Origin of the sequence: Clostridium pascui, assembly GCF_016908015.1 — a bacterium.
GTDB lineage: Bacteria > Bacillota > Clostridia > Clostridiales > Clostridiaceae > Clostridium_AK > Clostridium_AK pascui.
Genome location: NZ_JAFBDB010000001.1, coordinates 1 through 26,502 on the forward strand (window position 1 = coordinate 1; position 26,502 = coordinate 26,502).

General features: G+C 31.4%; 31 protein-coding genes. 24 read left to right on the forward strand and 7 right to left on the reverse strand.

Annotated features, from left to right (window positions below):
* Both JOC70_RS00005 and JOC70_RS00010 read left to right on the forward strand, forming a co-directional pair.
* The coding region (locus JOC70_RS00005; RefSeq protein WP_204596884.1) for an RHS repeat-associated core domain-containing protein at positions 1 to 1,875 on the forward strand (1,875 nt) is incomplete at its 5' end.
* A 58-nt stretch (positions 1,876 to 1,933) separates the two neighbouring features.
* Positions 1,934 to 2,500 (forward strand): CbrC family protein, encoded by a 567-nt coding sequence (locus tag JOC70_RS00010; RefSeq protein WP_204596885.1) that lies wholly within the window; start codon positions 1,934 to 1,936, stop codon positions 2,498 to 2,500.
* Between the two features lie 390 nt (positions 2,501 to 2,890).
* On the opposite strand, the gene JOC70_RS19585 is transcribed toward JOC70_RS00010, so the two are convergent.
* The gene (locus tag JOC70_RS19585) at positions 2,891 to 3,001 is read right to left on the reverse strand and encodes an IS3 family transposase (RefSeq protein ID WP_204596886.1); all 111 of its coding nucleotides are present in this window, start codon (positions 2,999 to 3,001) and stop codon (positions 2,891 to 2,893) included.
* A 139-nt stretch (positions 3,002 to 3,140) separates the two neighbouring features.
* Here JOC70_RS19585 and JOC70_RS00020 point away from each other — a divergent pair, with 139 nt between their 5' ends.
* The 16 genes from JOC70_RS00020 to JOC70_RS00100 all read left to right on the forward strand — a co-directional run bounded on the left by JOC70_RS00020 (position 3,141) and on the right by JOC70_RS00100 (position 18,583).
* A complete protein-coding gene (locus tag JOC70_RS00020) occupies positions 3,141 to 5,339 on the forward strand; it encodes an RHS repeat-associated core domain-containing protein (RefSeq protein ID WP_204596887.1) in 2,199 nt (732 codons plus the stop codon).
* Positions 5,340 to 5,373: 34 nt separating this feature from the next.
* The gene (locus JOC70_RS00025; RefSeq protein WP_204596888.1) at positions 5,374 to 5,901 is read left to right on the forward strand and encodes an SMI1/KNR4 family protein; all 528 of its coding nucleotides are present in this window, start codon (positions 5,374 to 5,376) and stop codon (positions 5,899 to 5,901) included.
* Between the two features lie 132 nt (positions 5,902 to 6,033).
* The gene (locus JOC70_RS19460) at positions 6,034 to 8,019 is read left to right on the forward strand and encodes an RHS repeat-associated core domain-containing protein (protein WP_341534853.1); all 1,986 of its coding nucleotides are present in this window, start codon (positions 6,034 to 6,036) and stop codon (positions 8,017 to 8,019) included.
* 15 nt (positions 8,020 to 8,034) lie between these two features.
* The gene (locus tag JOC70_RS00040; RefSeq protein WP_204596889.1) at positions 8,035 to 8,445 is read left to right on the forward strand and encodes a DUF6258 family protein; all 411 of its coding nucleotides are present in this window, start codon (positions 8,035 to 8,037) and stop codon (positions 8,443 to 8,445) included.
* A gap of 161 nt (positions 8,446 to 8,606) precedes the next feature.
* Positions 8,607 to 8,972 (forward strand): hypothetical protein, encoded by a 366-nt coding sequence (locus tag JOC70_RS00045; RefSeq protein WP_204596890.1) that lies wholly within the window; start codon positions 8,607 to 8,609, stop codon positions 8,970 to 8,972.
* 70 nt (positions 8,973 to 9,042) lie between these two features.
* Positions 9,043 to 9,270, forward strand: a complete 228-nt coding sequence (locus JOC70_RS00050) for a hypothetical protein (protein WP_204596891.1) — start codon at positions 9,043 to 9,045, stop codon at positions 9,268 to 9,270.
* A gap of 3 nt (positions 9,271 to 9,273) precedes the next feature.
* A complete protein-coding gene (locus JOC70_RS00055) occupies positions 9,274 to 9,657 on the forward strand; it encodes a hypothetical protein (protein ID WP_204596892.1) in 384 nt (127 codons plus the stop codon).
* A gap of 148 nt (positions 9,658 to 9,805) precedes the next feature.
* Positions 9,806 to 10,129: a hypothetical protein gene (locus JOC70_RS00060; protein ID WP_204596893.1), complete on the forward strand. Its 324-nt coding sequence runs from the start codon at positions 9,806 to 9,808 to the stop codon at positions 10,127 to 10,129.
* A 161-nt stretch (positions 10,130 to 10,290) separates the two neighbouring features.
* Positions 10,291 to 10,563, forward strand: coding sequence for a HEAT repeat domain-containing protein (locus JOC70_RS00065; protein ID WP_204596894.1), 273 nt, complete (start codon positions 10,291 to 10,293; stop codon positions 10,561 to 10,563).
* Positions 10,560 to 11,039, forward strand: coding sequence for a tetratricopeptide repeat protein (locus tag JOC70_RS00070; protein WP_204596895.1), 480 nt, complete (start codon positions 10,560 to 10,562; stop codon positions 11,037 to 11,039). Before JOC70_RS00065 ends, JOC70_RS00070 begins: the two co-directional genes overlap by 4 nt.
* 161 nt (positions 11,040 to 11,200) lie before the next feature.
* The gene (locus tag JOC70_RS00075) at positions 11,201 to 11,503 is read left to right on the forward strand and encodes a hypothetical protein (RefSeq protein WP_204596896.1); all 303 of its coding nucleotides are present in this window, start codon (positions 11,201 to 11,203) and stop codon (positions 11,501 to 11,503) included.
* A 214-nt stretch (positions 11,504 to 11,717) separates the two neighbouring features.
* Positions 11,718 to 12,113, forward strand: a complete 396-nt coding sequence (locus JOC70_RS00080) for a hypothetical protein (protein ID WP_204596897.1) — start codon at positions 11,718 to 11,720, stop codon at positions 12,111 to 12,113.
* 153 nt (positions 12,114 to 12,266) lie between these two features.
* Positions 12,267 to 12,866 (forward strand): hypothetical protein, encoded by a 600-nt coding sequence (locus JOC70_RS00085; protein ID WP_204596898.1) that lies wholly within the window; start codon positions 12,267 to 12,269, stop codon positions 12,864 to 12,866.
* A 53-nt stretch (positions 12,867 to 12,919) separates the two neighbouring features.
* A complete protein-coding gene (locus tag JOC70_RS00090; RefSeq protein WP_204596899.1) occupies positions 12,920 to 13,243 on the forward strand; it encodes a hypothetical protein in 324 nt (107 codons plus the stop codon).
* A gap of 489 nt (positions 13,244 to 13,732) precedes the next feature.
* Positions 13,733 to 15,373 carry a cell wall-binding repeat-containing protein gene (locus JOC70_RS00095; RefSeq protein WP_204596900.1) on the forward strand — a complete coding sequence of 547 codons (1,641 nt, stop codon included), beginning with the start codon at positions 13,733 to 13,735 and terminating at the stop codon, positions 15,371 to 15,373.
* Positions 15,374 to 15,439: 66 nt separating this feature from the next.
* Positions 15,440 to 18,583 carry a cell wall-binding repeat-containing protein gene (locus JOC70_RS00100; protein ID WP_204596901.1) on the forward strand — a complete coding sequence of 1,048 codons (3,144 nt, stop codon included), beginning with the start codon at positions 15,440 to 15,442 and terminating at the stop codon, positions 18,581 to 18,583.
* Between the two features lie 100 nt (positions 18,584 to 18,683).
* Here JOC70_RS00100 and JOC70_RS00105 read toward each other — a convergent pair whose 3' ends face one another.
* The 3 genes from JOC70_RS00105 to JOC70_RS00115 form a co-directional block, all read right to left on the reverse strand.
* Positions 18,684 to 18,899: a DUF2922 domain-containing protein gene (locus JOC70_RS00105; protein WP_204596902.1), complete on the reverse strand. Its 216-nt coding sequence runs from the start codon at positions 18,897 to 18,899 to the stop codon at positions 18,684 to 18,686.
* Positions 18,900 to 18,918: 19 nt separating this feature from the next.
* Positions 18,919 to 19,155 (reverse strand): DUF1659 domain-containing protein, encoded by a 237-nt coding sequence (locus JOC70_RS00110; RefSeq protein ID WP_204596903.1) that lies wholly within the window; start codon positions 19,153 to 19,155, stop codon positions 18,919 to 18,921.
* 142 nt (positions 19,156 to 19,297) lie between these two features.
* Positions 19,298 to 19,867, reverse strand: coding sequence for a sigma-70 family RNA polymerase sigma factor (locus JOC70_RS00115; RefSeq protein WP_204596904.1), 570 nt, complete (start codon positions 19,865 to 19,867; stop codon positions 19,298 to 19,300).
* Positions 19,868 to 20,027: 160 nt separating this feature from the next.
* On the opposite strand from JOC70_RS00115, the gene JOC70_RS19085 reads away from it, so the two are divergent.
* The 4 genes from JOC70_RS19085 (at position 20,028) to JOC70_RS00130 (ending at position 22,430) form a co-directional block, all read left to right on the forward strand.
* Positions 20,028 to 20,225, forward strand: coding sequence for a hypothetical protein (locus JOC70_RS19085; protein WP_243429005.1), 198 nt, complete (start codon positions 20,028 to 20,030; stop codon positions 20,223 to 20,225).
* Between the two features lie 11 nt (positions 20,226 to 20,236).
* A complete protein-coding gene (locus JOC70_RS19090; RefSeq protein ID WP_243429006.1) occupies positions 20,237 to 20,566 on the forward strand; it encodes a hypothetical protein in 330 nt (109 codons plus the stop codon).
* A gap of 146 nt (positions 20,567 to 20,712) precedes the next feature.
* Positions 20,713 to 21,516, forward strand: a complete 804-nt coding sequence (locus tag JOC70_RS00125) for a M50 family metallopeptidase (RefSeq protein ID WP_204596905.1) — start codon at positions 20,713 to 20,715, stop codon at positions 21,514 to 21,516.
* Positions 21,517 to 21,620: 104 nt separating this feature from the next.
* Positions 21,621 to 22,430 (forward strand): alpha/beta fold hydrolase, encoded by an 810-nt coding sequence (locus JOC70_RS00130; protein ID WP_204596906.1) that lies wholly within the window; start codon positions 21,621 to 21,623, stop codon positions 22,428 to 22,430.
* A 54-nt stretch (positions 22,431 to 22,484) separates the two neighbouring features.
* On the opposite strand, the gene JOC70_RS00135 is transcribed toward JOC70_RS00130, so the two are convergent.
* Entirely contained in the window at positions 22,485 to 23,393 is a 909-nt protein-coding gene (locus JOC70_RS00135) for an N-acetylmuramoyl-L-alanine amidase family protein (protein ID WP_243429007.1), read from the reverse strand.
* Between the two features lie 181 nt (positions 23,394 to 23,574).
* On the opposite strand from JOC70_RS00135, the gene JOC70_RS00140 reads away from it, so the two are divergent.
* Together JOC70_RS00140 and JOC70_RS00145 are read left to right on the forward strand one after the other, a co-directional pair.
* Positions 23,575 to 23,931 carry a type II toxin-antitoxin system MqsR family toxin gene (locus JOC70_RS00140; protein ID WP_204596907.1) on the forward strand — a complete coding sequence of 119 codons (357 nt, stop codon included), beginning with the start codon at positions 23,575 to 23,577 and terminating at the stop codon, positions 23,929 to 23,931.
* Positions 23,932 to 23,947: 16 nt separating this feature from the next.
* Positions 23,948 to 24,418, forward strand: coding sequence for a type II TA system antitoxin MqsA family protein (locus JOC70_RS00145; protein ID WP_204596908.1), 471 nt, complete (start codon positions 23,948 to 23,950; stop codon positions 24,416 to 24,418).
* A gap of 74 nt (positions 24,419 to 24,492) precedes the next feature.
* On the opposite strand, the gene JOC70_RS00150 is transcribed toward JOC70_RS00145, so the two are convergent.
* Both JOC70_RS00150 and JOC70_RS00155 read right to left on the reverse strand, forming a co-directional pair.
* Entirely contained in the window at positions 24,493 to 25,350 is an 858-nt protein-coding gene (locus JOC70_RS00150) for a TerC/Alx family metal homeostasis membrane protein (RefSeq protein ID WP_204597780.1), read from the reverse strand.
* 200 nt (positions 25,351 to 25,550) lie between these two features.
* On the reverse strand, positions 25,551 to 26,198 hold the full coding sequence (locus JOC70_RS00155) for a flavodoxin family protein (RefSeq protein WP_204596909.1): 648 nt from the start codon (positions 26,196 to 26,198) through the stop codon (positions 25,551 to 25,553).
* Positions 26,199 to 26,502 lie beyond the last annotated feature (304 nt).

Sequence of the window (26,502 nt, forward strand, 5' to 3'; positions counted from 1 at the left end):
AATTTTGTAAGTGTCACTTGGCGCATGGAAGGAGATACTTTAAAGTGTAAGCTTTACTTAAATGACAAGGCACCTAAAGAGGGAACTGTAGTAAACCCAGTAGATTTCACAGGAGCAGTGACAGCCCTTGGAAGCAGTATAAAGGGAACTCAGCAGCTTAATGGAAGGCTTCAGCAGTTCAGCTTCAGCAAAGAACTTTTAAATGATGAAGAAGTAACTTCACTATACAATGCTGGAAGACTAAGCAGTACAACTTCAGTAAGCATAAATTATGATGAGCTTGGAAGACTTAGATATAAGTCAGTAAATCCAGAAGGTACAAGTTTTAAAACAAGTTACCAATATGAAACAGGTGAAAAATCAAATTCAACTACAACTAAGGTAAGTGAATTAGACAACAATGGACAAAAAATAGAATACAGCTATGATGATAATGGTAACATAGAAGTTATATCCTATATAAAAGCAATGTTTGAAGCAACAAAAATTTACTATACTTATAATGAGCTAAATGAGCTTATCCGTGAAGATAATGAGGTGCTTAATAAGACAATAAAGTACTCTTATGACGTGGGAGGAAACTTAATCAAAAAAGAGGAATTTGCGTATACTAGAGAAGTACCAGGGACTCCAACTAAAACCTACGAATATAAGTATGAAGACACCAATTGGAAGGATAAACTAACATCTTTTTATGACGGTAAAGTGACTAAGCCAATAACCTATGATGCCATAGGAAATCCATTAACTTATGATGGATATACTTATACCTGGGAGCAGGGAAGACAGCTAAAATCCATGATAAAAGAAGGATCAAGCAGTTCCTTTAAATACAATGATTCAGGTATAAGAACAGAAAAAACAGTAGATGGAGTAACCACAAAATATTATCTAAATGGCGATCAGGTTGCCTATGAAGATAATGGAACAGATAAAATTTACTACACCTATGATAGTGATGGCAGCCTTGTATCTATGAACTTAAATGGTGTAGAATATTACTATATAAGAAACCTTCAAGGAGATATCATAGGCCTATTTGATAAGAATGGAACACAAGTGGTATCCTATACCTATGACACTTGGGGAAAACACGATGGTAAAGCCGAGTTAAAGGATGAAAATGGCAATATAGTTCAGCAAGGTGATATTAAAGGAACACTTGCATCAACTGTTGGAGTAAAAAATCCTTATAGATATAGAGGGTATAGGTATGATACTGAAACTGGATTATACTATCTTCAGAGTAGGTATTACAATCCTGAGTGGAGTAGGTTTATTAATGCTGATGGAGAATTTGGAAATTTAGAAGAGTTGTTATCATTCAATTTATTTGCATATTGCCAAAATAATGCTGTAAATATGACTGATCTTAGTGGAAAATCTGCTTTATCTCTTGGTTTTATGGGCGAAGCCATTGCGTCCATAGTGACAACAATAAGTACAGTATTCACAGCTCCAGCAGTTACTGTAGCCGCAGTCATTTTAGCAACTGGTTTTTTGATATATGCAGGATATAATTACTATAAGGCAACAAATTCTGCTAAAAGTTCGAGTGCAAAGAAACAGAAAACTAGTAACCCTATTTCAAATTCTATGAAGAAGAGAATACCCAATAATAAATTAGAACCTCCACGTAAAAGAGGTGAACCTCCGAAAAGTAAGGAAGATGGATACTCAATTGAAATTCATCATAAAAATCAAAGTCCTGAAGGGCCATTCGAAGAAATGACCCGCACTAATCATAGGTTAGGAGAAAATTTTAGAAAAAATCATCCTAATTTAGGAGAAAAGTCTTTAATTAATAGAGATGAATTTGCAAAGCAAGTACGAAGATATTGGAAACAAGAATGGGATAGTGGAAGATGGAAATAAAGTTTAAGTTGTTCAAAATCAAATGTTTGGATATAATATAAAAGGAGTTGATAATTAAATGAAATATAAATTTAAGTATTTTGAAGAACCACTAAAATATGCAAGATTCTCAGATGAGCCTTGTGACAACTGTGGAAGTACAAATTTGTGCTTAAATGGTACATATTTTGATAGTTCGGAAGATGACATTGAATCAATTTGTTTAGAGTGTTTAGTTAAAGGAGAAATTAAAGTTGAGCTACCTAGTTTTTTAGTTGAAAGACTACATGATCAAATAAAATTAAAGTATCAACATATTAGTTCATATGAAATCCAAGAAAAAGTTAATAGAATACTTGAGGAGTTATCAAAAACCCCCCCAGTACCATGGTTACAATTCAATGATTGGCCAGTTTGTTGTGGGGATTTTATGAGGTATATAGGCGAATGGGGAAAAGAAGAGTTTAATTTTAACTCTCATGATGGTAATGGAAAAGAGTATCTTTTTAAGTTATTAGATGTTTCATTTCAAAATCAAATTGAAGATTTTGAGCAATTTTGGAATGAAATAGGAGAATATAGTATAGTTTTTGTTTTTGAATGTATGGAATGTGAGAAACGTATAGCAATAGTACAAAGTTATTAGTAGTTAGCTTAAATAATATATCAATTAATTCTATCTTATTCTGAGTTATGATAACGAATATATGATATTAAGATTTAATAAGGTTAGAATTGAAGATGAGTATTACCTTTCATTAGATTTGTATAGCTATACTGATGAAGCAATATTAGTAATTGACATTTGATGTAAAGGGACATGGATACGTAAGTACAGTAAAGCTCTTTCTTATTATTGACATTTTAAAACTCTTCAGTGTTTAGGTTAAACTAGTGATAAAGCGTAACATATTATAATATGGTATACTGGAGTTGTCCAGATTTTGTAGACACAAGGTTAAGTGAATTTTATGAATTCAATTCTTAGAATTGAGATAGAGAGATATATACCAACGAAGGATGTATTTTCTTAGTATTATAAATATATTCCAATATACTTAAAGATTTCTTTTTGAGCTTGTTCAGGTGACTCGTAATGGGTATCCCGAATAAGCTCTCTTTTTATAGTAATATAGAAGGATTTCATTACTGCATTGTCATAAGGATTCCCTTAGGGAAAATGGATAAGAATTAGTAAGTCTTTAACAGCTCCAGCAGGTACAAAAAAGATAAGGGTAGTTGTTCGTGCTCAGGTAAAGGATGAGTTTGTTGTTCGTTTTGATGGAGTGCAGCTTGAAGAAAAAAGCTTCATATCAGCTTATACCGAAGGTACTCTCCAGCCTTCAAAAGTGCTTTATGATTTAGGAATGAATAAAGCATCTGGAACCATGAGTGTTTGGTTTAATACTTCACAAAATGGTACTACAAGACATATTATAGGAAATCAAAAGGATACAGCACAGTTATTTAATGTATATTTAGATTCAAGCAACAGGTTAAATCTTTCAATAATAGACAATGGAGTATTTAGGAATGTAATCACCCTGACGGATGTTGTAGAAAAGGATAAATGGAATTTTGTAAGTGTTACTTGGCGCATGGAAGGGGATACTTTAAAGTGTAAGCTTTACTTAAATGACAAGGCACCTAAAGAGGGAACTGTAGTAAACCCAGTAGATTTTACAGGAGCAGTGACAGCCCTTGGAAGCAGTATAAAGGGAACTCAGCAGCTTAATGGAAGGCTTCAGCAGTTCAGTTTCAGTAAAGAACTTTTAAATGACGAAGAAGTAGCTTCACTATATAATGCTGGAAGACTAAGCAGTACAACTTCAGTTAGTATAAATTATGATGAGCTTGGAAGACTTAGGTATAAGTCAATAAATCCAGAAGGTACAAGTTTTAAAACAAGTTACCAATATGAAACAGGTGAAAAATCAAATTCAACTACAACTAAGGTAAGTGAATTAGACAACAATGGACAAAAAATAGAATACAGTTATGATGATAATGGTAACATAGAAGTTATATCCTATATAAAAGCAATGTTTGAAGCAACAAAAATTTACTATACTTATAATGAGCTAAATGAGCTTATCCGTGAAGATAATGAGGTGCTTAATAAGACAATAAAGTACTCATATGATGTTGGAGGAAACTTAATCAAAAAAGAGGAATTTGCGTATACTAGAGAAGTACCAGGGACTCCAACTAAAACCTACGAATATAAGTATGAAGACACCAATTGGAAGGATAAACTAACATCTTTTTATGACGGTAAAGTGACTAAGCCAATAACCTATGATGCCATAGGAAATCCATTAACTTATGATGGATATACTTATACCTGGGAGCAGGGAAGACAGCTAAAATCCATGATAAAAGAAGGATCAAGCAGTTCCTTTAAATACAATGATTCAGGTATAAGAACAGAAAAAACAGTAGATGGAGTAACCACAAAATATTATCTAAATGGCGATCAGGTTGCCTATGAAGATAATGGAACAGATAAAATTTACTACACCTATGATAGTGATGGCAGCCTTGTATCCATGAACTTAAATGGTGTAGAATATTACTATATAAGAAACCTTCAAGGAGATATTATAGGCTTATTTGATAAGAATGGAACTCAAGTTGTATCCTATACCTATGATACTTGGGGAAAACATGATGGTAAAGCCGAGTTAAAGGATGAAAATGGCAATGTAATTCAGCAAGGCGACATTAAAGGAACATTGGCATCAACTGTTGGAGTGAAGAATCCTTATAGATATAGAGGATATAGGTATGATAGTGAGACAGGGTTGTACTATTTACAGAGTAGGTACTATAATTCGGAGTGGGGTAGGTTTATTAATGCGGACTCTTTAGGTGGAGAAGTCGGAGGCTTACTATCACATAATATATTTGCTTATTGCAAAAATGAACCTGTTAATAATGAAGATCCTAGCGGACAAGCTTCTGTTAGTAATGGGTTCAGAATTTTATATGGTTTTGCAATGGCTATGACAGCAGCTCTTAGCACTGTAATTTTAGGAACACAGAATAGAATCGACTCAATTTCTTCAGCATCTGCAGTAGTTAATACATATACCGATAATGAAGATAAAAATAGGGGTCCGGTATATGTACGACCACCCAAAAATGCTAGTTTAGATGAAATAAATCAAACTAAAAATTATGTCAATGGATGCAATAAAGCATTAAAAGCAGGATATTTATCGCCAACAGGTAAAGTTCCTACAAAAGGATCGCTACGAAATGCCGCAAGTAGGGCTGCTGATTTAGAAAGAATGAGAGCTAAAAAATTAGGTAATCCATATGCTGGGCATGTTGGGCATGTTCCGGATACTACATGGACAGGCAAAGCAGAACCCTATATGTGGATGGATTTGTCACCTAAAGTTAATACAAGTTTAGGGGGGCAAACTAATGCTTATCCTGCTGGATATAAACCAACTATTTTTATTTTTGTACCAAACTAGTGTGAATTTGTTTAATAAATAGGAGGAGTAGTCAATGAAAGAATATTGGCAAGGACAAATAAAAACTATGATTCAAGTAAAACAAGATTTAGAAAAATATGATCAAGAGGGATTATATGAGCAATACAGACCTGAGAATGGCGCAACTGAAGAAGAAATTAGAATTGTAGAAAGAAGTTTAGGATTTACACTCGATGAACAATATAGAGATTTTTTGAAACATGCAAATGGTTGGAAGAATTTTAATCATACAATATCTTTATTTGGAACTACTCAACTATTTGATTTAGGTTTAATGGGATATGTAAATAAATTGCTTAACGAATGTTGGGAAGAAATTGAAGAAACAATAGGTTTTACTAAAGATGAATTGTTACCTATTGCAGCAACTAGTGAGAATACAGATGTATTTTTAATTTCAAAACCAAGTACACGTCAATCAGGTGTTGTAATTTGGATTGCTGGTTATGAGATAGAAAGATATAAGGATTTTAAAGATTTTTTTTCTGCAATGATTGTTTATAATCGTGAAGATGTAGAGTATTTTAAAAGCTTAGAATAGATTAACTTTCTAGCTGAATATATAAAAATATTAACAATTGGGCACTAGGGCTTAGAAGTTTAGAAACTTGCATCACAAGATTTTAAACACTCTATAACCTTAGTGCCTTTCTTTTAATCTAATGGCAATAACATTAATACAAGTAATGGAATAGATTCAAGCAACAGGTTAAATCTTTCAATAATAGACAATGGAGTATTTAGGAATGTAATCACCCTGACGGATGTTGTAGAAAAGGATAAATGGAATTTTGTAAGTGTTACTTGGCGCATGGAAGGGGATACTTTAAAGTGTAAGCTTTACTTAAATGACAAGGCACCTAAAGAGGGAACTGTAGTAAACCCAGTAGATTTCGCAGGAGCAGTGACAGCCCTTGGAAGCAGTATAAAGGGAACTCAGCAGCTTAATGGAAGGCTTCAGCAGTTCAGCTTCAGCAAAGAACTTTTAAATGATGAAGAAGTAACTTCACTATACAATGCTGGAAGACTAAGCAGTACAACTTCAGTAAGTATAAATTATGATGAGCTTGGAAGACTCAGGTATAAGTCAATAAATCCAGAAGGTACAAGCTTTAAAACAAGTTACCAATATGAAACAGGTGAAAAATCAAATTCAACTACAACTAAAGTAAGTGAATTAGACAACAATGGACAAAAAATAGAATACAGCTATGATGATAATGGTAACATAGAAGTTATATCCTATATAAAAGCAATGTTTGAAGCAACAAAAATTTACTATACTTATAATGAGCTAAATGAGCTTATCCGTGAAGATAATGAGGTGCTTAATAAGACTATAAAGTACTCTTATGACGTGGGAGGAAACTTAAGCAAAAAAGAGGAATTTGCGTACACTAGAGAAGTACCCCAAACTCCAACTAAAACCTATGAATATAAGTATGAAGACACCAATTGGAAGGATAAACTTACAAGTTTTAATGGAAAGTCAATAACCTATGATGCCATAGGAAATCCATTAACTTATGATGGATATACTTATACCTGGGAGCAGGGGAGACAGCTAAAATCCATGACCAAAGAAGGATCAAGCATTTCCTTTAAATATAATGATTCAGGTATAAGAACAGAAAAAACAGCAGATGGAGTAACCACAAAATATTATCTAAATGGTGACCAGGTTGCCTATGAAGATAATGGGACAGATAAAATTTACTACACCTATGATAGTGATGGCAGCCTTGTATCCATGAACTTAAATGGTGTAGAATATTACTATATAAGAAACCTTCAAGGAGATATCATAGGCCTATTTGATAAGAATGGAACACAAGTGGTATCCTATACCTATGACACTTGGGGAAAACACGATGGTAAGGCCGAGTTAAAGGATGAAAACGGCACTATAATTCAGCAAGGTGACATTAAAGGAACACTTGCATCAACTGTTGGGGTGAAGAATCCTTATAGATATAGAGGATATAGGTATGATACGGAGACAGGGTTGTACTATTTAAATTCTAGATATTATAATCCTGAAATGGGCAGATTTATTAATGCGGACGGATATCTTGGTATTACTGGAGAATTGCTATCATTTAATATGTTTGCATACTGTAGTAACAACCCAGTAAATAGGGTTGACCCTAGCGGGCAATCTTGGCTAGGTGCGGCTGCAGTTGCAGCAGTAGCTGTTTTGACAGTGGTTGCTATTGCTGATGTAGCAATACAAGAGTATAGAAATCATCATGTAACGTATACGTCGGACAATGATAGTAGCAAATCTCAAGTCAAACCTGGAAAAACTAAGAGGAATACTTCAGCTTCATCTAATAAAAGTAAAGTTACTGATCCGAGAACTGGAAAAGAGGTTGGAAGATTCGTTGCGGATGATAAGGGAAATGTTATGGTTGAGCCAGTTGGCGGCAAGACAGTTCCAGCGGGAAGAGGTGGTGTTGATACTCATACAACTTACCCGAACGGCTCAAGCTATCAAAGACTTAATCCACAAGGACATCTAAAAGATCCAACTCCACATGGACATGGGCATTTACCCGGCAAAGGACCTGGAATGAAGGGGCAAGGCCAGTCAATTGATGTATACGTAAATCCAGTAAACCTTTGGGATCCAGCTGCACATTGGAAAATTTATAAATAGATAGGAGAGACTAAAGTGAATCCAAAAGAATTTGTTAATACAATTTATCTTGGTGATAGGTTCTGTAAGAGCATATTAATTGATGGATATTCACAAACCGTAAAAATTCAAGTTAATATGATTTCAAGGACACGAAGTATTTCTGGGGATTGGGAATATTATAATGATGAAAATATAGATAATGGTCTTATAGTATTTACTGAAGTTGATTCAATCATGCTTGAGCCAAATGGCCTATTGCCAAATGATGCAATAGAATTTGAGAATGTAAAAATTGTAGATGGAGAAGATAATAAATTCATTTTTGAATTATCTGCTGCTTCTTGTAATTGTCAAGGAGATTATGAATATGGTTTAATTAGGATTATAGCAAAAGGAATACACTTAGAGGATCCAACTAATCCTGAAATAAGAATTACAGAGTAATTAGCAAATATTGATAAAAGGCAGAGATGTAATTAGAATTCTGAAGTGAGATAAGATAAAATTGTTCCCACCGCATTTCTTGCGGTGGAGTTTTTTTATCGCAACAAAGCAAAAATCAAATATATATCATAAAGAGTAACAGAGTTTAAAGGAGAAATAAAATGTATCTTAGAGAAATACAGTTAAGTTTGCCATATAGGGAAAGACCAGAGATTCTAAAGGAGATAATGAGCCAACATAATTGTGCTTATGAGAAAGCTATAGAAATTGATTATGATAATAATTGGATGATTGGAGTTAGGCAGAGATTTGAATTAGAAACTAGATGTATTGCTGCTATGTTTACGAGATTGCTTGGCAAATATAAAACTAAGAATAGTTCTAAAATACTCATTGAGTGTATTGAGAAAGAACCTGAAACAGTTTATCCTTGTTATAGAGGCAGTTGTGCGGGAATAGGCTTAGTTAGGTATGAACTAGACTATGTTAAGTTCTTCAATAAGAAGAACTATGAGAAAAACAAATAATATTACAAATAATTAAAGAAAGCCTTTTTACCAATATACTAAATCCTAAACAGAAAGTGAGGCTTTTTAGATGAGTAATGAACTTAAGAATATTGCAGCTATTAACATAATTGATACTGAATTTGATGAGGAAAACGATGGAGTAGTTATAGTTAAATCCTTTGGTAATAAAATTGGATTAGCAGTTTCACAGAGGGATAATGGTGATGCCGTGTTATGGCTTGATGTTAATGAAGCTCAACAAATTATTTCTGCTCTACAAGTTGCTATTGAGGAAATTAAAGGTGGGGGTAATTAATAAGTGCAGAAAGAAAACAGTATTAAGTTTAGTATTACTGGACTAGCAGCATATATTTTAACTAGGACTATATTAAACTCAATAGGAATAGATAATATACCTATTAGTATTACATTAGTACTATTTATAGGTATTCCAACTGTATTTATAATTAGAATAATTAAGAAAAAAGAAACAGGTTTTAGAAAAGTGTACAATTTACTTTTTATTGCATTTGCAATAGTTATTAGTAGTGGTGTGATTTTTGGAGAAGTGACATCAAGGTATTATCCTAATGTATTTTTGCACTACAAAGAGCCTGTAAAGATATTCTTGGTAACAAGTTTTATTATATTTGGAGCACTTATAATAATTTTAAAGCAAATACTTGAAAAGAATACTAAATAGTTTGGACATATGGATTATAGCAAACGAAGAGGTGAATAACGGGGTGATTTTTAAATATAGAAAATCTATATATTTTGTAAGTATTATAATATTAATTCTCGCTGCTCTAACAATATATATTGAATCCGTCTTTTGGGGAAAGTTAGTAATGATACTTTGTATCTTTGCAGAATTAGTAGCACTAATTTTATTACCTAGAGCTTATTGGAAAGTGGAGAACAATTGCATTATAATAAAGGAAATAAAAATAACAAAACGCTTGTTATGGGAGGATATAAACCAAATTATCCTATCATCTGAAAGTATAGGAATTTTAAAGAATATATTAATTATATCAAACAAATTTAGTGAACCTATTGTAATATCATCGCTTATTAAGGATTATAAGAACTTACTTCGAATAATTATAGAAAAATGTAAAGATAATAATCAAATTTTTATTGATAAAGAAGTATTAAAAATTATTAATTAGCAAATAAACAGTTATAAGTAACCAATAGAGTTCTATTGGTTTATTTTCGTTTAAGCAAACAAAATTCATGCCCATCTAGGAAATATTTACTCCTTAATATATGCAGCTGAAAATGTTAATATAAATTAGAACCTAATGATGTAGAAGGGATATAGAGGACAATGAAACATCAGAAAGGATCTTTAATTATTAAGATTCCATTAGTAACCCAACAGACGGGTAAAGGAGATATTATGGACGTAGATATTTTAAGACAGGAACTAAAAAACAATAATATAGATAATGCGATAAGAGTTATTGAGGAGTTTGGTGAAAATAAGTTTTATGAATCAGTACCATACTTAATAAAATGTTTTGAAGATACAAGTAATCACAAATTAAGAAATACTATTGCTATAGCTTTAGCAGATATAGGTGATTGGAGAGAAAATTGAGTACATATATAAATTTTAGTGACATAGTAATTTATACTATTATTTTATATTTCTTATATAGAGGCTTTTTTAAAGTACCTAAAAAATATAATGATTATATATATAGAAGCATAGGTTATGGAATGATATTTAAGAAAAACAAAGAAATTGAAATTTTAGTCCAAGGTTTGCAAGATGACAGATTAACTAAGTATGACATGTATGGTTTGTTTATTAATATAAGCAGTTTATATTATTCAAAAAAAGATTACGCAAATGCTATAACTCATTTTGAAAGAGGTATGGATCTTATTAATAATGAAGAGTTTTGTTTTGATAAGTATTATGTTAAGATGTTAGGTTGTTATATTTTGCAGGGGCAAAAGGAAAAAGCTATTGATTTATATAATAATCTAGTACCGCGGCAAAGATATGATATTAAATTTAAAAAAATTGAAACAAACTTTAAATTCTTGGATGATTTAGAAAAGAGATAAGGTTTAGTATTTGTTTACATTCAGAAAAGAAAATACATATTTAACATGAGCACTATAAAAATAATCTGATAAGCAAGCAATAACTTTTATTTATTGCTGGAATATTGCAGTAGCATAATGTTATACAGTATAGATACAATATTGCAAAGGAATGATTTAGGGTGAGAAATAATAGCATAGGCTATAGTATTGTAACATTGATTATATTATTTACTACACAAGTTACTATAAGAAGTATAGGAATAGAAAATATTTCGGCACAAGTATTCGTAGCTATTTTAGCAATTGTATGTTCTTTAGTAATATTCGGAACATATAAGGATGGGAAAAAGGGATTTGGCATTAGATATAATACAATTATTGCAATATTGTCTGTAGTAGCAAGCATATCAGTATCTGTAATGTTCATAATACTTAAAGGATATCCTGCTTTAATGGACAGATATGGGGAACTCCTTGAATAGTATCGTTAATAAGTTATTTTGCACTTGTGCTTTTTATAATTATTTATAGAATAGTTTATGAAACAAAGAGAAAGTAATCTACTAGGAAATATTTACTCCTTAATATATGCAGCTGAAAATGTTAATATAAGTTAGAAGCTAATACGGAAGTATTATTGAATGGATAGTATATTTGCTGCTGTTCTAACAATTTCAGTAAATGTGGAAGATCAGTATGGAGGATTATATTATAAAAAAAATAGAATGGACAGGTTCTGCCGCAGCTTTAATGGCTGCGGCAGTTACTAGAATAATTTTTCAAACTATAGGATTTGAAAATATGTCCATGAATGTCCAATTGATAATCATTGGATTGGTACCGTTTTTTATTGTGATAGCTATATTAAAATTTATTAAAAATAAGAATAAATCTAAACACTTAATATGTGCAATGATAATTCTTACCATTATTACAATACTTATTGGAATAATGATTGTAATTCAAGAAAAAAAACCACAAACTTTTAATGAAGTTAAATTAGCTTTCATAATATTAATAACTATACTATTTTTATTAATGCTTATAATTCTAATAATAGGATTAAAGCATATAAAGCATAGTAATAAATAATTCGAGTAAATTGATTTTATTTAAAAGTCAGTAGGGAAAACCCTCATTGGCTTTTCTTAAATTAGAATATTATTTACGATTATACTAAATATAGTTTAAAACAAATTAAAGTAAATTTGCAGATATATCAAGGTATGGTTACGAGGTGGAATATTGGAACTGAAAATTACACAATCAAAATTAAAATCTAATTATAGCTATGAAATCTATGAAGGCAGCGAGTTAAAGTATAAAGCTTTGGGAAATAGGGTTACTCCTACAAGGCTAGGAAAAGTAATATTATTTAACAATGATGGAGAAGAAGTATATCGCGTAGAGCAGGAGGATTATTTAAAGCTGTTATTAAGACTTGTTCCAATTATAAATTTATTTGAATTTAGTTATTGCCCATTTATATGTTATAATTCAAAAGTTAATGAAGGATCTATAATAGAAACCAATGGAACTGGGCATGCTTATGGAAAAATAAATAATGATAAATATGAGGTAATAGAAATTTCTCGTGTTTATGCAGGGATATTTTGCAATGATAAGCAAGTTGGGTTAATTAAAAGAAAAATTTCTACAGGCTCTAATACAAATAGTTATACATTATTATTTAATAAGCAAATGACATCAGAGTTAGCTATAATATTATACTTGCTTGGAAGTATTTCATGGCACAATTTTGATAATAGTTATAGTTCGCCTACAGAAATTATTATAGGGTCAAAAAAAGAAGGATTTGATGAAAATTGGTTACCAGAAGACTAATGGTTAAAATGTGCCAAGGTTAACTACTGTAATACTATAGGAGATTATAAATTATGAAGAAAATCATGCCAGTCTTAGGAGCTATTTTTACTTTAATGAGTATAGTATTTACCAGATATATTGTTTCAAAATATGGTGAGAATTCTAGAATAATAATTATGGCAGTAGCAGTAGGTATTTCAATTATTGGCTTTATAGGAATTATTCTCAGCAAGAAATATTTAGCTGCATTATGGGTATCATTGATATTAATACCTTTAGTAGTAATGACAATAGGAATATATTTGGATAATATATATATCTTCTATAGGGGTTTTATTATTATTTATTTTAATACCTATAATGATAAAAATAACAAAAACAAAAGAATAAATTAGATATATTTTAGATAATTGTAGCTGCTAAATCATCAAATAGAAGCTAAGCTTAGAAGAATGTTTTAATACAATGCAATGTCTCAATAGGAGTGATAAATTTTATAAAACTTAGCTAAGTAAATTAGTTAGGCTTTAGTTTTTGTAAAGGATTATTTTCCTAACTCTTAACTTACATGGGACGGATGCGAGTAAAAACATTAACAAAAATAGCCTCCACATAGGAAGCTCTTTTAATTTTAGGAGAGGTTACAAGGGGATATAGGTATACTTTATAATTCTATTTCAGTTCTTTCTCTGTCTACTATATATGCACCGCTTTTATTAGCTAGGTTACCACACTAGGTGCCACTCACATGGCAAGTGGCAAGTTTAAAAAGTAAATAATTGAATTTTAATCCATATAATCCAATAATTTAGGATGGAAAATTGTAAATTATTATGCAAAAATAAAGTTAAAAATATAATAATTTATGGGTATTCGGAGGATTTATGAGTAAGTTAAGGAAAAGGATAGGCTGTTTAGCTGTGATGTCTACTATATTAGTTTCAACTGTGCTTATGTCAGCTAATAAGGTTTTAGCAGCACCAGATATTATTAGAATTTCAGGAGAAAATAGATATAAGACATCACTACAAGCATTAGACAAAGGTTGGAGTACTGCTAAAAATGTAGTGCTTGTAAGTGGTGAAAACTTTCCAGATGGGTTAAGTGCTGCTCCTCTTGCAAAAAAGCTAGACGCTCCAATAATTTTAGTGAATGATAAGCAAATAAATGCAGAGTTTTTAAACAAGATTAAAAGCTTAAAAACAGAAAAGATATTTATAATAGGAGGAGAAGGAGTAATTTCTAAAGTTACAGAGAATAATTTGAAAAATTCTTTGTGCATTGATGTAATAAGATTATCTGGACAAGATAGATATGAAACTTCTATAAATGTTGCTAATTATATGTATTCTAATTTTAATATGGGAAAAGAAGTGGCAGTAGTATCTGGTGAAAATTTTCCAGATGCCATTTCCATGGCTCCTATAGCTGCAATTAAAGGAATGCCAATGATACTTACATCAAAATCTAAGGTTTCAGATGGTGTAAAAACGTTACTAAATGGCAAAGAAATAACTAAGAGTTACATTATTGGTGGCCCAGCTGTTATAAGTGATAATGTTTCAAGTGGATTTCCTGAAAATCAGAGAATATGGGGAAATAACAGATATGAAACAAATATAAATATTATGAGATACTTTATTGGTTCATTAGATATTACATCTATTTTTATTGCATCAGGACAAAACTTTCCAGATGCTCTAGGTGGAGCAGGACTTGTGGCAAAAAACTCCTCCCCATTTTTCCTAGTTTCATCTAGCCTTTCAGAGTCAGTGAAAGATTATATATATAGTTTTTATCAGCCAGGTTCCCCTGCAGGGTATCTCTATGTATTTGGAGGAAAAGGGGTAGTTTCTGATACTACAGTTCAAAGTTTAATAACAAAGAAAACACCTACTGGCACCAAAGTTACCATAGGAATGACTTTAAATGATGTTTTAAAGATTATGGGCGAGCCTATTAGAAAAGAAGAGTATCGTGATAATTACAGATATATCTATAAGAATAATAAGATAAGTGAGTATCGTGATAATCATGTAGCAATTGAATTTACTGAAAAAACACAACCACATACAGTTGTTGCATGGTATCGTAATGATGATGAAAGAATAAGTATTGGGGATAAGAAAACCAATGCAGTACCAATAACACTAGGATCAGGCATAAGTGAAATTGCAGCTGCAGTGGGAACACCTAATAGCATTACCCATAATTCAGACCATAGCTATTGGTGGTATTCTTATAATTCATGCCTAACATTAGATACTAATAACAAGGTTATTGGATGGCAAAACAATAATAATATGAAAATATATATGGGTGCAAAGGATCCAAATGCTCCTGGAATAAAGAAGGGGTCTACAGTACAAGATGTGGTAAGAGCTATGGGAAGTACCAACGAAATTAATTTTCATAGTATAGATTTTAGTAGAAGTATGAAATATGGGGATTCTTATATAACAATCGATAAGAATGGAATAGTTACAGGTTGGATTAATAAAGGAGAATTAAAATTAGCACAATAAGCAACCGTCATTTGTAAAAATAAATAAGATAATGAAGAGAAATCTATAAATTAGGAGTACATAATTATGGCAAGCAAAAATAAAATTATATCATCTATTATTATTTTTCTATTTATATTTAACATAGCCATGCCTGTAAAAGCTATGTTAGTAGTAGATGACGTACCAGTACAAAGTACCTTTACCGCAACAGAATTTGATCTTAAACCATTTGATGTAGTTCAGGATAAAACTTATCCAATTCTTTATATGTCTGATTCTAATAATAAACAAGTAATAGCATATAATTTTGAAACGGGTACAAAAAAGATTTTAGCAATGGAATCTACTCCTAAAAGGCTTACTTTAAACAATGGTGAATTATTTATATGTTTATCTAATGATAATGCCAGTGAAGAAAAGAAAGGTTCTATAGCAATAATTGATACAGAAACCTTTAATACTGATAATCCTATAATAAAAGAAAAGTTTGATACTGATACTGAGCCTGTCTTTATTAATATTGACAAAAATAATTACATATATATTTATAGTGGCACAGGGTATAATGGAACTTTAACTAGTTATGATAGAAAAAATAAAAGCATAGTTTCAAGTGTACAAGCACATGGACGTTCTATAGTTATAAACAATACTTTAAATAAATTATATATAAATGGTCAAGACTTTGATGGATATAGTTTTTCAACCTTTGTAGAAGCTTATTCCATTAATAATGGCGTGATGAATAAAATAGTTAAAAATACTGATACAGCTACATTCCCAGATGCTTTTATGGAGATATCACCAGATGATAAGTTTATTATTACAGGTACTGGAGCAGCTTACTTGTGTAATGAAAATAATATGGGTGATATAATTCTTAAAAAAGATTTAGGAGAGAGCATGGGATATATTAAAAAAACTGTGTTTGATTCCAAAAATAATAACTTTTACTTGGCTGATGAGATGATCGTAAGAGTGTTTGATTCTCAGACAATGGCTGCAATTAAAGCCTATAAAACTAATTACACTATTGATAATATTTTTTATTATAATAATAGAATTATAGCTTTAACTCATAATGATAAAGGTAAAAATTACATAGAAATGTCCAATACTGGAGAGTTACTTAAAAGGCCATATTTAATTAAATCAAGTATAAAGAATGCTGTAAATATCGATATTCCTGATGAAATTACTTTTGAATTTAATAAGGATATAGTTGTTAGCGATTTAGAGGGTATTCGTTTATATAATGTTAATGATAAGGTTTATGTTGATAAAGAGGTATCAGCAGTAGGAAATAAACTTATAATAAAAACTTTAGGTAATATAAAAAATCTTAAGAATTATGAGCTTCGTATAAATTATAAAGCTATTTCAGATAAGAATGGGCAGCCTCTTACTGAATATGTATATACTAATTTTTCAACTAAAGCAAAGGAAGATATTAATAATAAATCAGTTGAATATCTTATTGAAACAAAAATATTTTCAAGTAGCGATACAATAAACACTAGTGTTGTAATAGGAAAGAATGGAAAGATAGTTGTAGAGCCAGAAGTCACCCTAAAAATTAATGGAGACATTATTATCTATGGTGAATTAATAAACCTTGGAAATATAGAAGTTAATGGTAAAGTATATGCACGTAGAGATATAAAAGATTTGGTTAATAATAGGGATCAATATGCTGCAACCTATTTTAGGGGAGAAAATAGCAGCATTAATTCAGAGATATATGATAAGTATCCTTCACCAATTCTTTATATGAATCCTAGTGATAATATATCAACGGATTCTCCAAATATACAAGTTGATTATGCACTAATTCCTAATGCAGGTTTAAGAGTGCATGAAACTGTTGCACAAAGAGATGATAAACCTGTAGGTAGAATTACTGTAGGAAATATAAAATCCGGGGATAGCAAAATAATAGTATCTACAGCAGATGAATTAGAGAATAGGATGACTAAAGAACTAAATGTTCATAATACTTCTAAGCCATTAATGATTAATGGTGTTTATCCACAAAGTAATGCAGATTATTCCGTACCACTAAATCAGGAGGTATTTGTAAGCTTTACAGAAAATATAGTACCAGGAGATAGATTTAATCAAATAACTGTTGCTGATACTAATGGACGAGAGGAACATACTGCTCATGCTTCAATCATTAATGATGAAAATGGAAATCCCACTATATTAAAGATGTTTTCCCTTGTAAAGTTAAAATATGATACTGAGTATGTGTTAAAGTTACCTTATAATGCAGTTAAAAGTAGTACAGGATCTGTAATGCCTAGGGATTACAGTGTTATATTTCGTATAGGTAGTGAGGTTACAAGATTATCAGGACAAACTAGATATGAAACTTCTATAAAAATATCACAAGAGGGTTGGTATAACTCACCAGTGCTTGTACTGGCTAGTGGTGAAAATTTTCCCGATGCATTAAGTGCTGGGCCATTGGCAAAAAAATATGATGCACCGCTTCTTTTATCGGAATCAAAAAATCTTAGAAGTGATACTGAAAAGGAAATAGACAGGTTAAATCCAAAGAAAATCTTTATTATAGGTGGAACTGGATCTATAAGTAAAGAAATAGAAAATAAGCTTATATCTAAAGGAATAGAAGTTGAGCGTATCAGCGGAAAAAATCGTTACGAAACCTCTATGAATGTTGCAGAACATATGGGTATATCTGAAAAGAAAGGAATTGTTTTAGTGTCTGGTGCAAACTTTCCTGATGCACTTTCAATTGCATCATATGCGGCTTATAATGGACTGCCAATTATATTAACAGAAAAGGATAAATTACCAAATGGATTAACAAAATTTATGAGCAATAATTTGGATAAAACATCAGGAAAAGTTTACATAGTTGGAGGTACAGGAGTTATAAGCAAAGCTTTAGAGGATAGTATACCTTTTAAGCATCAAAGGTTTAGTGGTAAAAATAGATATGAGACAAATTTTGAAGTGCTCTCAAACTTAGAATTTGATTTTACCTACACATATTTTTCATCAGGATTAGGATGTGCAGATGCACTTTCTGGTTGTGCTATGGCGGCACTTACCAGCTCACCTATTATCTTAGTAGATAAAAACATGGGTAAGGATTCAGCAGATGGAATAAGATATAATCAAAATTTGTTCATTATGAAGTATATACTAGGTGGAGAAGGAGCAGTACCTCAAAGTTTAATAAGGAGTATTTTGAATTAATTTAAGAGCAGAAATGCTCTTTTTTATTTATGCAAAAGAAGCCTCCACATAGGAAGCTCTTTTAACTTTAGGAGAGGTTACAAGGGGATACAGGGATACTTTATAATTCTATTCCAGTTCTTTCTCTGTCTACTATATAAGCACCACTTTTACTAGCTAGATCGCCATCTTTTGTTTCAAAGACATTTTGGGCAATTATAGTGTCCATAAGGGTATTTGCTTCAGCAGCAGTTACCGCATCTTTTATATTGTTTACTGTGATGCTGGTCTTTTTTCCTCCAACATTTACAAAGGATAAAACTAAACTTTTAGCCATAAATCATTCCTCCTTTTTATTAGCCTAAAACGCTGTCTTCTTGTTTTTTAGTATATAAAACTGGGTTTTTAAGTACTGGGGATATTGCCTGAGCAACAGCATTTAAGGCATCGTCAGTTGCAGCAGTCTTGATTTTGGAGAACCTTTGACTTCCAATGACATCTTTGCCCTCATCATCGGTTCCCACCACATATTCAATAATTAAAGACTTTTTAACCATGTCAGCTGTAACAGCCATACTATCAACTCCTTTCATAGTCACATCTCAGTTAATTAAGATGTTTCAATATTTAATATGCAGAAGAGGAGAAAGTGGGAAAAAACCCAGAACAATTTTTTTAGGAGCTAGTAGCTAATATAGAGCTTAGAGGTTAGTGATTAGCGATTGGACAAATTGGTTACTGGTCACTGGCTGTCCAAGAAACTCTAAGTTTATTAAGCGCCCTCTTCAGCCTATACCTTCCTTGGTTGTAAGTAATGCCATTTATTTTTGCGTATTCCTTAAGATTTTTCTTCTGGAAGTAAACCCAGTTTATTAGTTCTCTTTCATCCTTATTCAATGATTTTAAGCTTTCTTTAAGCTGCTGACGGGCTTCTTTTTTGATACAATCCTCTTCTAAATTAAACTTATCTTCAATTCCATCCCCAAGGGTTAATCCATCACTAGTTTCAAATTCCATGCTGTATTCTGCGTTATGCCGAGCCTCTGGCCTTATTAAATAGTAGAAGTTTCTTTTAACTGAAGCTAGGGCATAATAATTAAAGTTTTTATTATAAGGCTTGTATACTCTTATAGCCTTTAAAAGGCTTACATATCCAATTTGAATTAAATCCTCCATATCATAGCCCTTTACATAGGTCAGATGGGCTTGTTTTGTAATATAAGGTTTAAAGTAGCTGATTAAAGTTTCCAAAGAGGCTTTATCTCCATTTTGAGCACACAGGGCTAATTCCTCTAAGCTTATCAATACACATTCCCCCTATAATAAATTCTTTAATGAGAATTACAATAATAAGATAATTGCGGCATAAGTTTAGCCTCCTCAGAATTTTCACGCAGCCATTTAAGCATGTCCTTGCAGCTGCAGTGTTAAGGATAATGTTAAGTCAAAATGGAAAAGGGCCGGCTTGAATGTTGACAATTCAAGTTTAAGTTTTAAAAACTATAAGGTATTTAATGACCTTACAAGATACTGCAGAAATAAGGCTTTGGTTTATGTAAAAAGATTTAAGGAAATAAGGAATAAAAGACAAAATAGCATAGCATTTTTAGGACAAGTAGGCAGCGGCAAAACTCATTTATCCATTGCAATGAATCAGGCGTAAGGGCTTACTATATGCCCTATAGAGATGCAATCACCAAGATAAAGCAAAACATGATGGATGATGAAGTTTATAAAAAAAGCATGGACAAGTACAAAACATCAGAGCTTTTGATAATAGATGATTTGTTTAAGGGAAAGGTTACAGAATCAGATATCAACATAGTTTTTGAAATAATAAATTATACATATTTAAATAATCTTCCCTTAGCAATTTCCAGCGAATACACCATGGAAAAACTTCTTGACTTGGACGAGGCGGTAGGAAGCCGAATTTTTGAGATGTGCAGGGGAAACGTAGTAGAGGTTCACGGGAAGGAAAATAATTATAGGCTTAAAGATTAGTGCCACCCACATGGCAAGTGGCAAGTTTAACGAAAAGCAAAGTTATTGTATAATAGTATGGTGCCACCCACATGACAAGTGGCAAGTTATGATGATTTAGAGAAAGTGCTTATTTCATAACAATTGACAGAAGGAGAAGATATAAAATGACGTTTTTAATTCAGTTACTAGCTAAAAGCTTTATAGAAACAGTATATATCTCAGGAATGATTATTTTAGTTGGGTTACTTCTTGGAGTATTAAGAAATAGTTCTATAAGAAACTTTCAAAGAAGTTTTGGCAGCAAAGCATTAATGATAACAGGGCTTATTGGTGTTCCAATTCATGAACTGAGCCATGCTTTCTTTGCTGTATTATTCGGACACAAGGTTGATAAGATAAAATTACTTCAAAAACCAGATAAAAATGGGGTAATGGGATATGTACAGCATAGCTATAACCAAGGCAGCATTTATCAGCAGATAGGGAATTTTTTCATAGGCATAGCTCCTATATTTGGAGGGGTTTTTTCTATAATAGCTTTAATGCGTTTTACAATACCACAGGCTTATAACAGGTTTATTTATATCCTAGCAGAAAGTCTCAATATTACAGCATTAAATAAAGGTACAATGGAAGGAATATTAAATTCTTATAGAGAGCTTGTAAAGATTATTTTTTCGCTGAAAAACTTTGAAAATCCATACTTTTATTTGTTTTTATTTATATCAATATGTATATCATCCCACATATCATTAAGTTATGCAGATATAAAGGGGGCATCTAAAGGATTAGGGATTATATTTTTAATAACAGTTATACTTAATGCTTTAAATTTATCAAAGTATATATTTGCTGTTGATTTAATAAAGTATAATGTTTTATTGACAGGAGTTTTAATTATAGCTGTAATACTTTCTGCAATAACATTTTTATTAAGCTTGATTTTCACTGGGATTAAAATGCATTAAGATTTATAACAGATTTTTATACTGCATAAGAGAGTAGTTAAACATTCACAAATTTATGCTTATAAGAATAACTTATTAACATAGTTCTTTATTGGAGGATATGAATGGGATACTATGTTAATGTAGAACCAAATGTTAAAGTTTATGTGGAGGATCTTAATCCCAAAGGGGATAAGACAATTGTATTTTTGCACGGCTGGCCTGGAAGCCATGAGTTATTTGAATATCAATTTGATCAGCTTCCAAAGATGGGGTACAGGTGTATCGGAATAGATACTAGAGGATTTGGAAAGTCGGATAAGCCTTATGAAGGTTACGACTATAATCGATTAGCGGATGATGTTAGATGTGTAGTTGATGCATTGAAACTTCATGATTTTACTTTAGCAGGACATTCAACCGGTGGAGCAATAGCTATTCGATACATGGCCCGCCACAAAGGACATGGAGTATCTAAGCTTGCTCTTTTTGCAGCAGCAGCACCAAGTCTTATTAAGCGCCCAAATTTTCCATATGGTTTAGAAAAGGAAGATGTAATTAAAATTATTCAGGGAACATATACTGATCGTCCTAAAATGCTGAGAGACTTTGGAGATATATTTTTCTTTCAGTATATAAGTGAATCGTTCTCTCATTGGTTTTTTAACCTGGGATTACAAGCAGCGGGATGGGCAACTGCAGCCGTTGCTAAGACATGGATAGCTGAGGTATTATTTGACGATTTAAGAAAAATAAATGTTCCAACCTTGATTATTCACGGTATTCATGACAAGGTTGTTCCATTTGCATTAGGTAAAGTACAAGAGCAGTGCATCAAGAACTCAAAGCTTATACCATTTAAATTCAGCGGCCATGCTTCATTTTACGATGAAAAAGATAAGTTTAATGAGGAATTGATGAAGTTTATTGATTAGTGCCACCCACATGGCAAGTGGCAAGTTGAGTAGCAATAAAAGGAGCAGAATCACCTAAGACTCTGCTCCTAAAAGGGCTTTTTGTATACCCTTGAAAAGTCCTTGGGCAATTTGATCTTGATAACTATCAGAAGATAACAGCCTGTCCTCATCAGGGTTAGACAAAAATCCCATTTCAATAAGAATTACTGGTACCTTAGACCAATTAAAACCTGTAAGATCCGTTCTAGTTATAATCCCCTTACTCTTCATTCCAACTCGGCTTACCAAAGTATTAAGAATAATTCTACCATATTTTTTGCTGATGCTGGATATATCTTTTGAATAACCAACACCATCAGGCACTAGCATTGATGCTCCTTTAGCAGAGGAATCAGTAAAGGAATCAGCATGGATTCTTATAACTAAGTCTGCATTAGTTTTATTCCCCACTTCAGCCCTAGCTATGTTTCCTAAGGATTCATTATTTGATGTTCTAGTCATTATTACCTTATACCCAGCTTTACTTAAATAGTTTTTAAGCTTTACAGCAACATTTAAATTTACAACATATTCTGGAGTTCCAGTAGATACTCCGGCAGCTCCTCCAACATCCTTTTCTTTCATAACTGTTGAGCCTGGAGCAATAGGTTCTTTTTCTAATGTGGCCTTTCCTCCATGCCCTGCATCAATAACTATGACCTTTCTTTTTTTACTCACTTCATTTTTCTTTGTATCTTTTAAAATTTTTATATCAGTGTTAGTTTCTGGTGTGGATTTATTATGATTTTTCTCTTGTATATCACTATTTATCTGTTTATTAGAATCTGCGCCTGTACTATCTTTTGATTTAGATTCTTTGTTTTGCATGCTTGAAGTAATTATAGAAGCAGTGCTTTTCTTTAAAATCCCATTACTACAGCCGCTTAAATTTACTATAATAATAGCAGATATAATTAAAGGAAGTATGTATTTTTTAATCATTTGCTCACCTCAAAGGTATTGTAACATGAATTGTTAGGTTTTTACAAATCAGCTATATCTTTTAAGGTCTATAAAAAACCTTGATATAAAAGTATTATTATATGATAGCACTTTGTTGAATTTATCCATAATATAAAATATACTGATTATATAACATTATTTCAGGGAAGGACTGATTTGAATGGGGGTTCAATCAACTATACCAGAAGTAAATAACTTCCTTGAGGAGGTTAAATTTCTTATAAAATCTGGGAATTATGATTTTGTTCCTAGACCTAAGAATAACTTAACGAGTCTTGGTATAAATCTAAAAATTGCTTTAGATATTATATTAAAGTTAACATATAAGAACTATTTTAACGGACCTGAACAGGATAATAACCCTAATTTTATAGGATTTATATGGGAGTTTGGTACAGATGAAGAAATGTATCAAATATATATTAAGTTAAAGATTAAAGACACCAGCAGGGGAGAATTGCTTTGCATTATGGGGTTTCATAAAGCAGATTCTCCAATTGAATATTCATACAAATAGGAAAGAGGTGTTAATCTTGCAAAAGGAATTATATTGTTATAATTGTGATAAGTACAACACTGTGGATATAATAAAAAGAAATGATATATATATAGTGAAGGGTGAGCCCATAGAAATAGAAGTACAGATATGTATTTGTGAAGGCTGCGGTGAAGAATTATTTGATAAGGAATTAGATGAATTGAATATTGAAAGAGCCTTTGATATATATAGAAAAAAACATGAATTATTATCTCCTGAGGAAATTAAAGCTATTAGGGAGACCTATGGTTTAAGTCAAGGAGCTTTTTCCAAGCTTTTAAATTGGAAAGAGGTTACTTTAGATCGATATGAGATGGGAGCTATACAAGATAAAGAACACAATAACACCCTTATACTTCTTAAGAAGCCAGAGAATATGTTAAATATCTTAGAAAAGAATATTGGTGTTTTGCCGCCTTTAAAAGAAAAGACATTAAGAGAAAAGATAACGCAGCTTTTGGAATAGTGCCATCCACATGGCAAGTGGCAAGTTTAACAAAATAAAAAGAGCAGGATCACCTAAGATTCTGCTTTTAACTATTAGACTTTATAATCGTGGGTGGTGTATTTTTTTCCTTTAATTATTTTTGCTATAACAGAAACTAAGATGCTGGTGAGTAGTATTATAGCAATCACTATTATGGAGAATGCAATGTCTATTTCTATATGGAACATTAATATGGAAAGTTTTATACCTGTAAATACCAATATTAACGCAACTCCATATTCCACGTATTTAAAGGTATCATTTACTTTTACAAGAAGGAAGTATAAGCTTCTTAATCCTAGTATTGCAAAAATATTTGATGTATAGACAATAAATGCATCTGTGGTTATAGAAAATATTGCAGGGATGGAGTCTATGGCAAATAAAATATCTGTGCCTTCAACAATTACAAGTATTACAAACAGAGGAGTGGCATGAAGCACATTATTTATTTTCACAAAGAATTTCTCGCCCACAAGATTATCAGTTACAGGAATTATTTTTCTTAGAAGTTTTACCAGTCCGTTGTTTCTGAAGTCATGATTTTCCTCTTCTTGTTTAAACAGCATTTTAAAGCCACTCATAATTAGTGTAATTCCAAATATATATAGTATCCAGTGGAATTTACTAACTACTGTAACTCCTAAGATTACAAAGATTAAGCGTAGTACTATTGCACCCATTATCCCATAATTTAATACCCTTCTTTGGTTTCTTGTACTTATTCCAAAGTTTTTAAAAACAAGAATAAATAAAAATAAATTATCCAGGCTTAAAATTTGTTCAATAACATAGCCACCTAAAAATTCTAAAGCCTTTTGTTCACCAAATGCAATATAAATTCCTAAGTTAAAACATAAAGCTAGACAAATCCAAAATACTACCCATTTAAATGCTTGTTTTGTATCTATATTAAACTCCTCCCTTCAATTCTTTTCTTTAGTAATGAAGGATGGCTTGATATACATATTTCCACCTACATTAATAAAACTACTTAGTTATCACATAGATATTTTTATGTGAGATTATTATTTTTTATGATAAAAAAAGAAAAGTGCCACCCACGTGGCAAGTGGCAAGTTGAAAAAATTTGCTTAAAAAAGCATAAGCATTATGCTCTTTTAACTAATTTAGCTCCCATGTCAAAGGCCTTTTTACAATCTATTGGGAATAATTCTTTTCGGCTTTTAGCTTTTTCTTCCGCATTAAACATTGTTGAAACGTATTTGGAATAATCATGGAATTGAAGTGTGTCAGCAGCTATTAATGACTCAGAAGAACCAAAAAAGCGCTGAAATAAACCTTCATACTTTTTAAATTTTTCTTCATATCCTACTTCCTTTGCTAAATGCTTGGGCACATTCATAGTATAAATAAAGGCTGTAGGAATCTTTTTGGGCATTAAAATAGTTCTTTCCTTATCGTATACTAGGTATTGAAAAAATAATCTTTCAAGGAAGGATCTCATTTCTCCGGTTACTTCACCAAAGTATATAGGAGAGCCTAAAATAAGAGCATCTGCCTTTTCTATTTTTTCGAAAACTGATGCTAAATCATCTTTTACAGCACATTTTCCATAACTTTTTCCATTGATTTGTTTGCAAGCAAAGCAGCTTATACATCCTTTAAATTTTAAATCATATAAATGAATAATTTCTGCTTCTGCTCCCTGGGATTTAGCTCCTTCTAAAGATTTGTTTATAAGAATATCTGTATTCCAATTTTTTCTGGGGCTCCCGTTAATTCCAAGTATCTTCATATCACTTTTCTCCTTTCATCCATTAAGATAATGATTATATTAAAATTTTATAACTATTTAATTAGGTGTTAGATTCTATATTTAGATAGTATACCACTGTTTGGTTTTAAATTTAATACTTTGTGGTAATGGATATATTGAATGATGCAGTGTCAAAATATTAAAAATGCTTTAGTTTCATTGAGGAATTTACTGTATAAAATTACATGGGTATGATATAATTGTAATTAGTAAATTAAAATGGTAAATTATCATGTCATATTATATCTAAATATAAATAAACTCGTATATTAAAGCTTTAATT

Excerpts from the sequence above, each read along its gene's own strand:
- JOC70_RS00060 (WP_204596893.1), top strand. The coding sequence starts at position 9,806 with ATGATACTTTGTATCTTTGCAGAATTAGTAGCACTAATTTTATTACCT.
- JOC70_RS00105 (WP_204596902.1), bottom strand. The coding sequence starts at position 18,899 with ATGGCTAAAAGTTTAGTTTTATCCTTTGTAAATGTTGGAGGAAAAAAG.
- JOC70_RS00135 (WP_243429007.1), bottom strand. The coding sequence starts at position 23,393 with ATGATTAAAAAATACATACTTCCTTTAATTATATCTGCTATTATTATA.
- JOC70_RS00100 (WP_204596901.1), top strand. The coding sequence starts at position 15,440 with ATGGCAAGCAAAAATAAAATTATATCATCTATTATTATTTTTCTATTT.
- JOC70_RS00095 (WP_204596900.1), top strand. The coding sequence starts at position 13,733 with ATGAGTAAGTTAAGGAAAAGGATAGGCTGTTTAGCTGTGATGTCTACT.
- JOC70_RS00125 (WP_204596905.1), top strand. The coding sequence starts at position 20,713 with ATGACGTTTTTAATTCAGTTACTAGCTAAAAGCTTTATAGAAACAGTA.
- JOC70_RS00080 (WP_204596897.1), top strand. The coding sequence starts at position 11,718 with ATGGAGGATTATATTATAAAAAAAATAGAATGGACAGGTTCTGCCGCA.
- JOC70_RS00130 (WP_204596906.1), top strand. The coding sequence starts at position 21,621 with ATGGGATACTATGTTAATGTAGAACCAAATGTTAAAGTTTATGTGGAG.
- JOC70_RS00110 (WP_204596903.1), bottom strand. The coding sequence starts at position 19,155 with ATGAAAGGAGTTGATAGTATGGCTGTTACAGCTGACATGGTTAAAAAG.
- JOC70_RS19585 (WP_204596886.1), bottom strand. The coding sequence starts at position 3,001 with ATGAAATCCTTCTATATTACTATAAAAAGAGAGCTTATTCGGGATACC.
- JOC70_RS00140 (WP_204596907.1), top strand. The coding sequence starts at position 23,575 with ATGGGGGTTCAATCAACTATACCAGAAGTAAATAACTTCCTTGAGGAG.
- JOC70_RS00025 (WP_204596888.1), top strand. The coding sequence starts at position 5,374 with ATGAAAGAATATTGGCAAGGACAAATAAAAACTATGATTCAAGTAAAA.
- JOC70_RS00045 (WP_204596890.1), top strand. The coding sequence starts at position 8,607 with ATGTATCTTAGAGAAATACAGTTAAGTTTGCCATATAGGGAAAGACCA.
- JOC70_RS00065 (WP_204596894.1), top strand. The coding sequence starts at position 10,291 with ATGAAACATCAGAAAGGATCTTTAATTATTAAGATTCCATTAGTAACC.
- JOC70_RS00010 (WP_204596885.1), top strand. The coding sequence starts at position 1,934 with ATGAAATATAAATTTAAGTATTTTGAAGAACCACTAAAATATGCAAGA.
- JOC70_RS19090 (WP_243429006.1), top strand. The coding sequence starts at position 20,237 with ATGCCCTATAGAGATGCAATCACCAAGATAAAGCAAAACATGATGGAT.
- JOC70_RS00090 (WP_204596899.1), top strand. The coding sequence starts at position 12,920 with ATGAAGAAAATCATGCCAGTCTTAGGAGCTATTTTTACTTTAATGAGT.
- JOC70_RS00050 (WP_204596891.1), top strand. The coding sequence starts at position 9,043 with ATGAGTAATGAACTTAAGAATATTGCAGCTATTAACATAATTGATACT.
- JOC70_RS00155 (WP_204596909.1), bottom strand. The coding sequence starts at position 26,198 with ATGAAGATACTTGGAATTAACGGGAGCCCCAGAAAAAATTGGAATACA.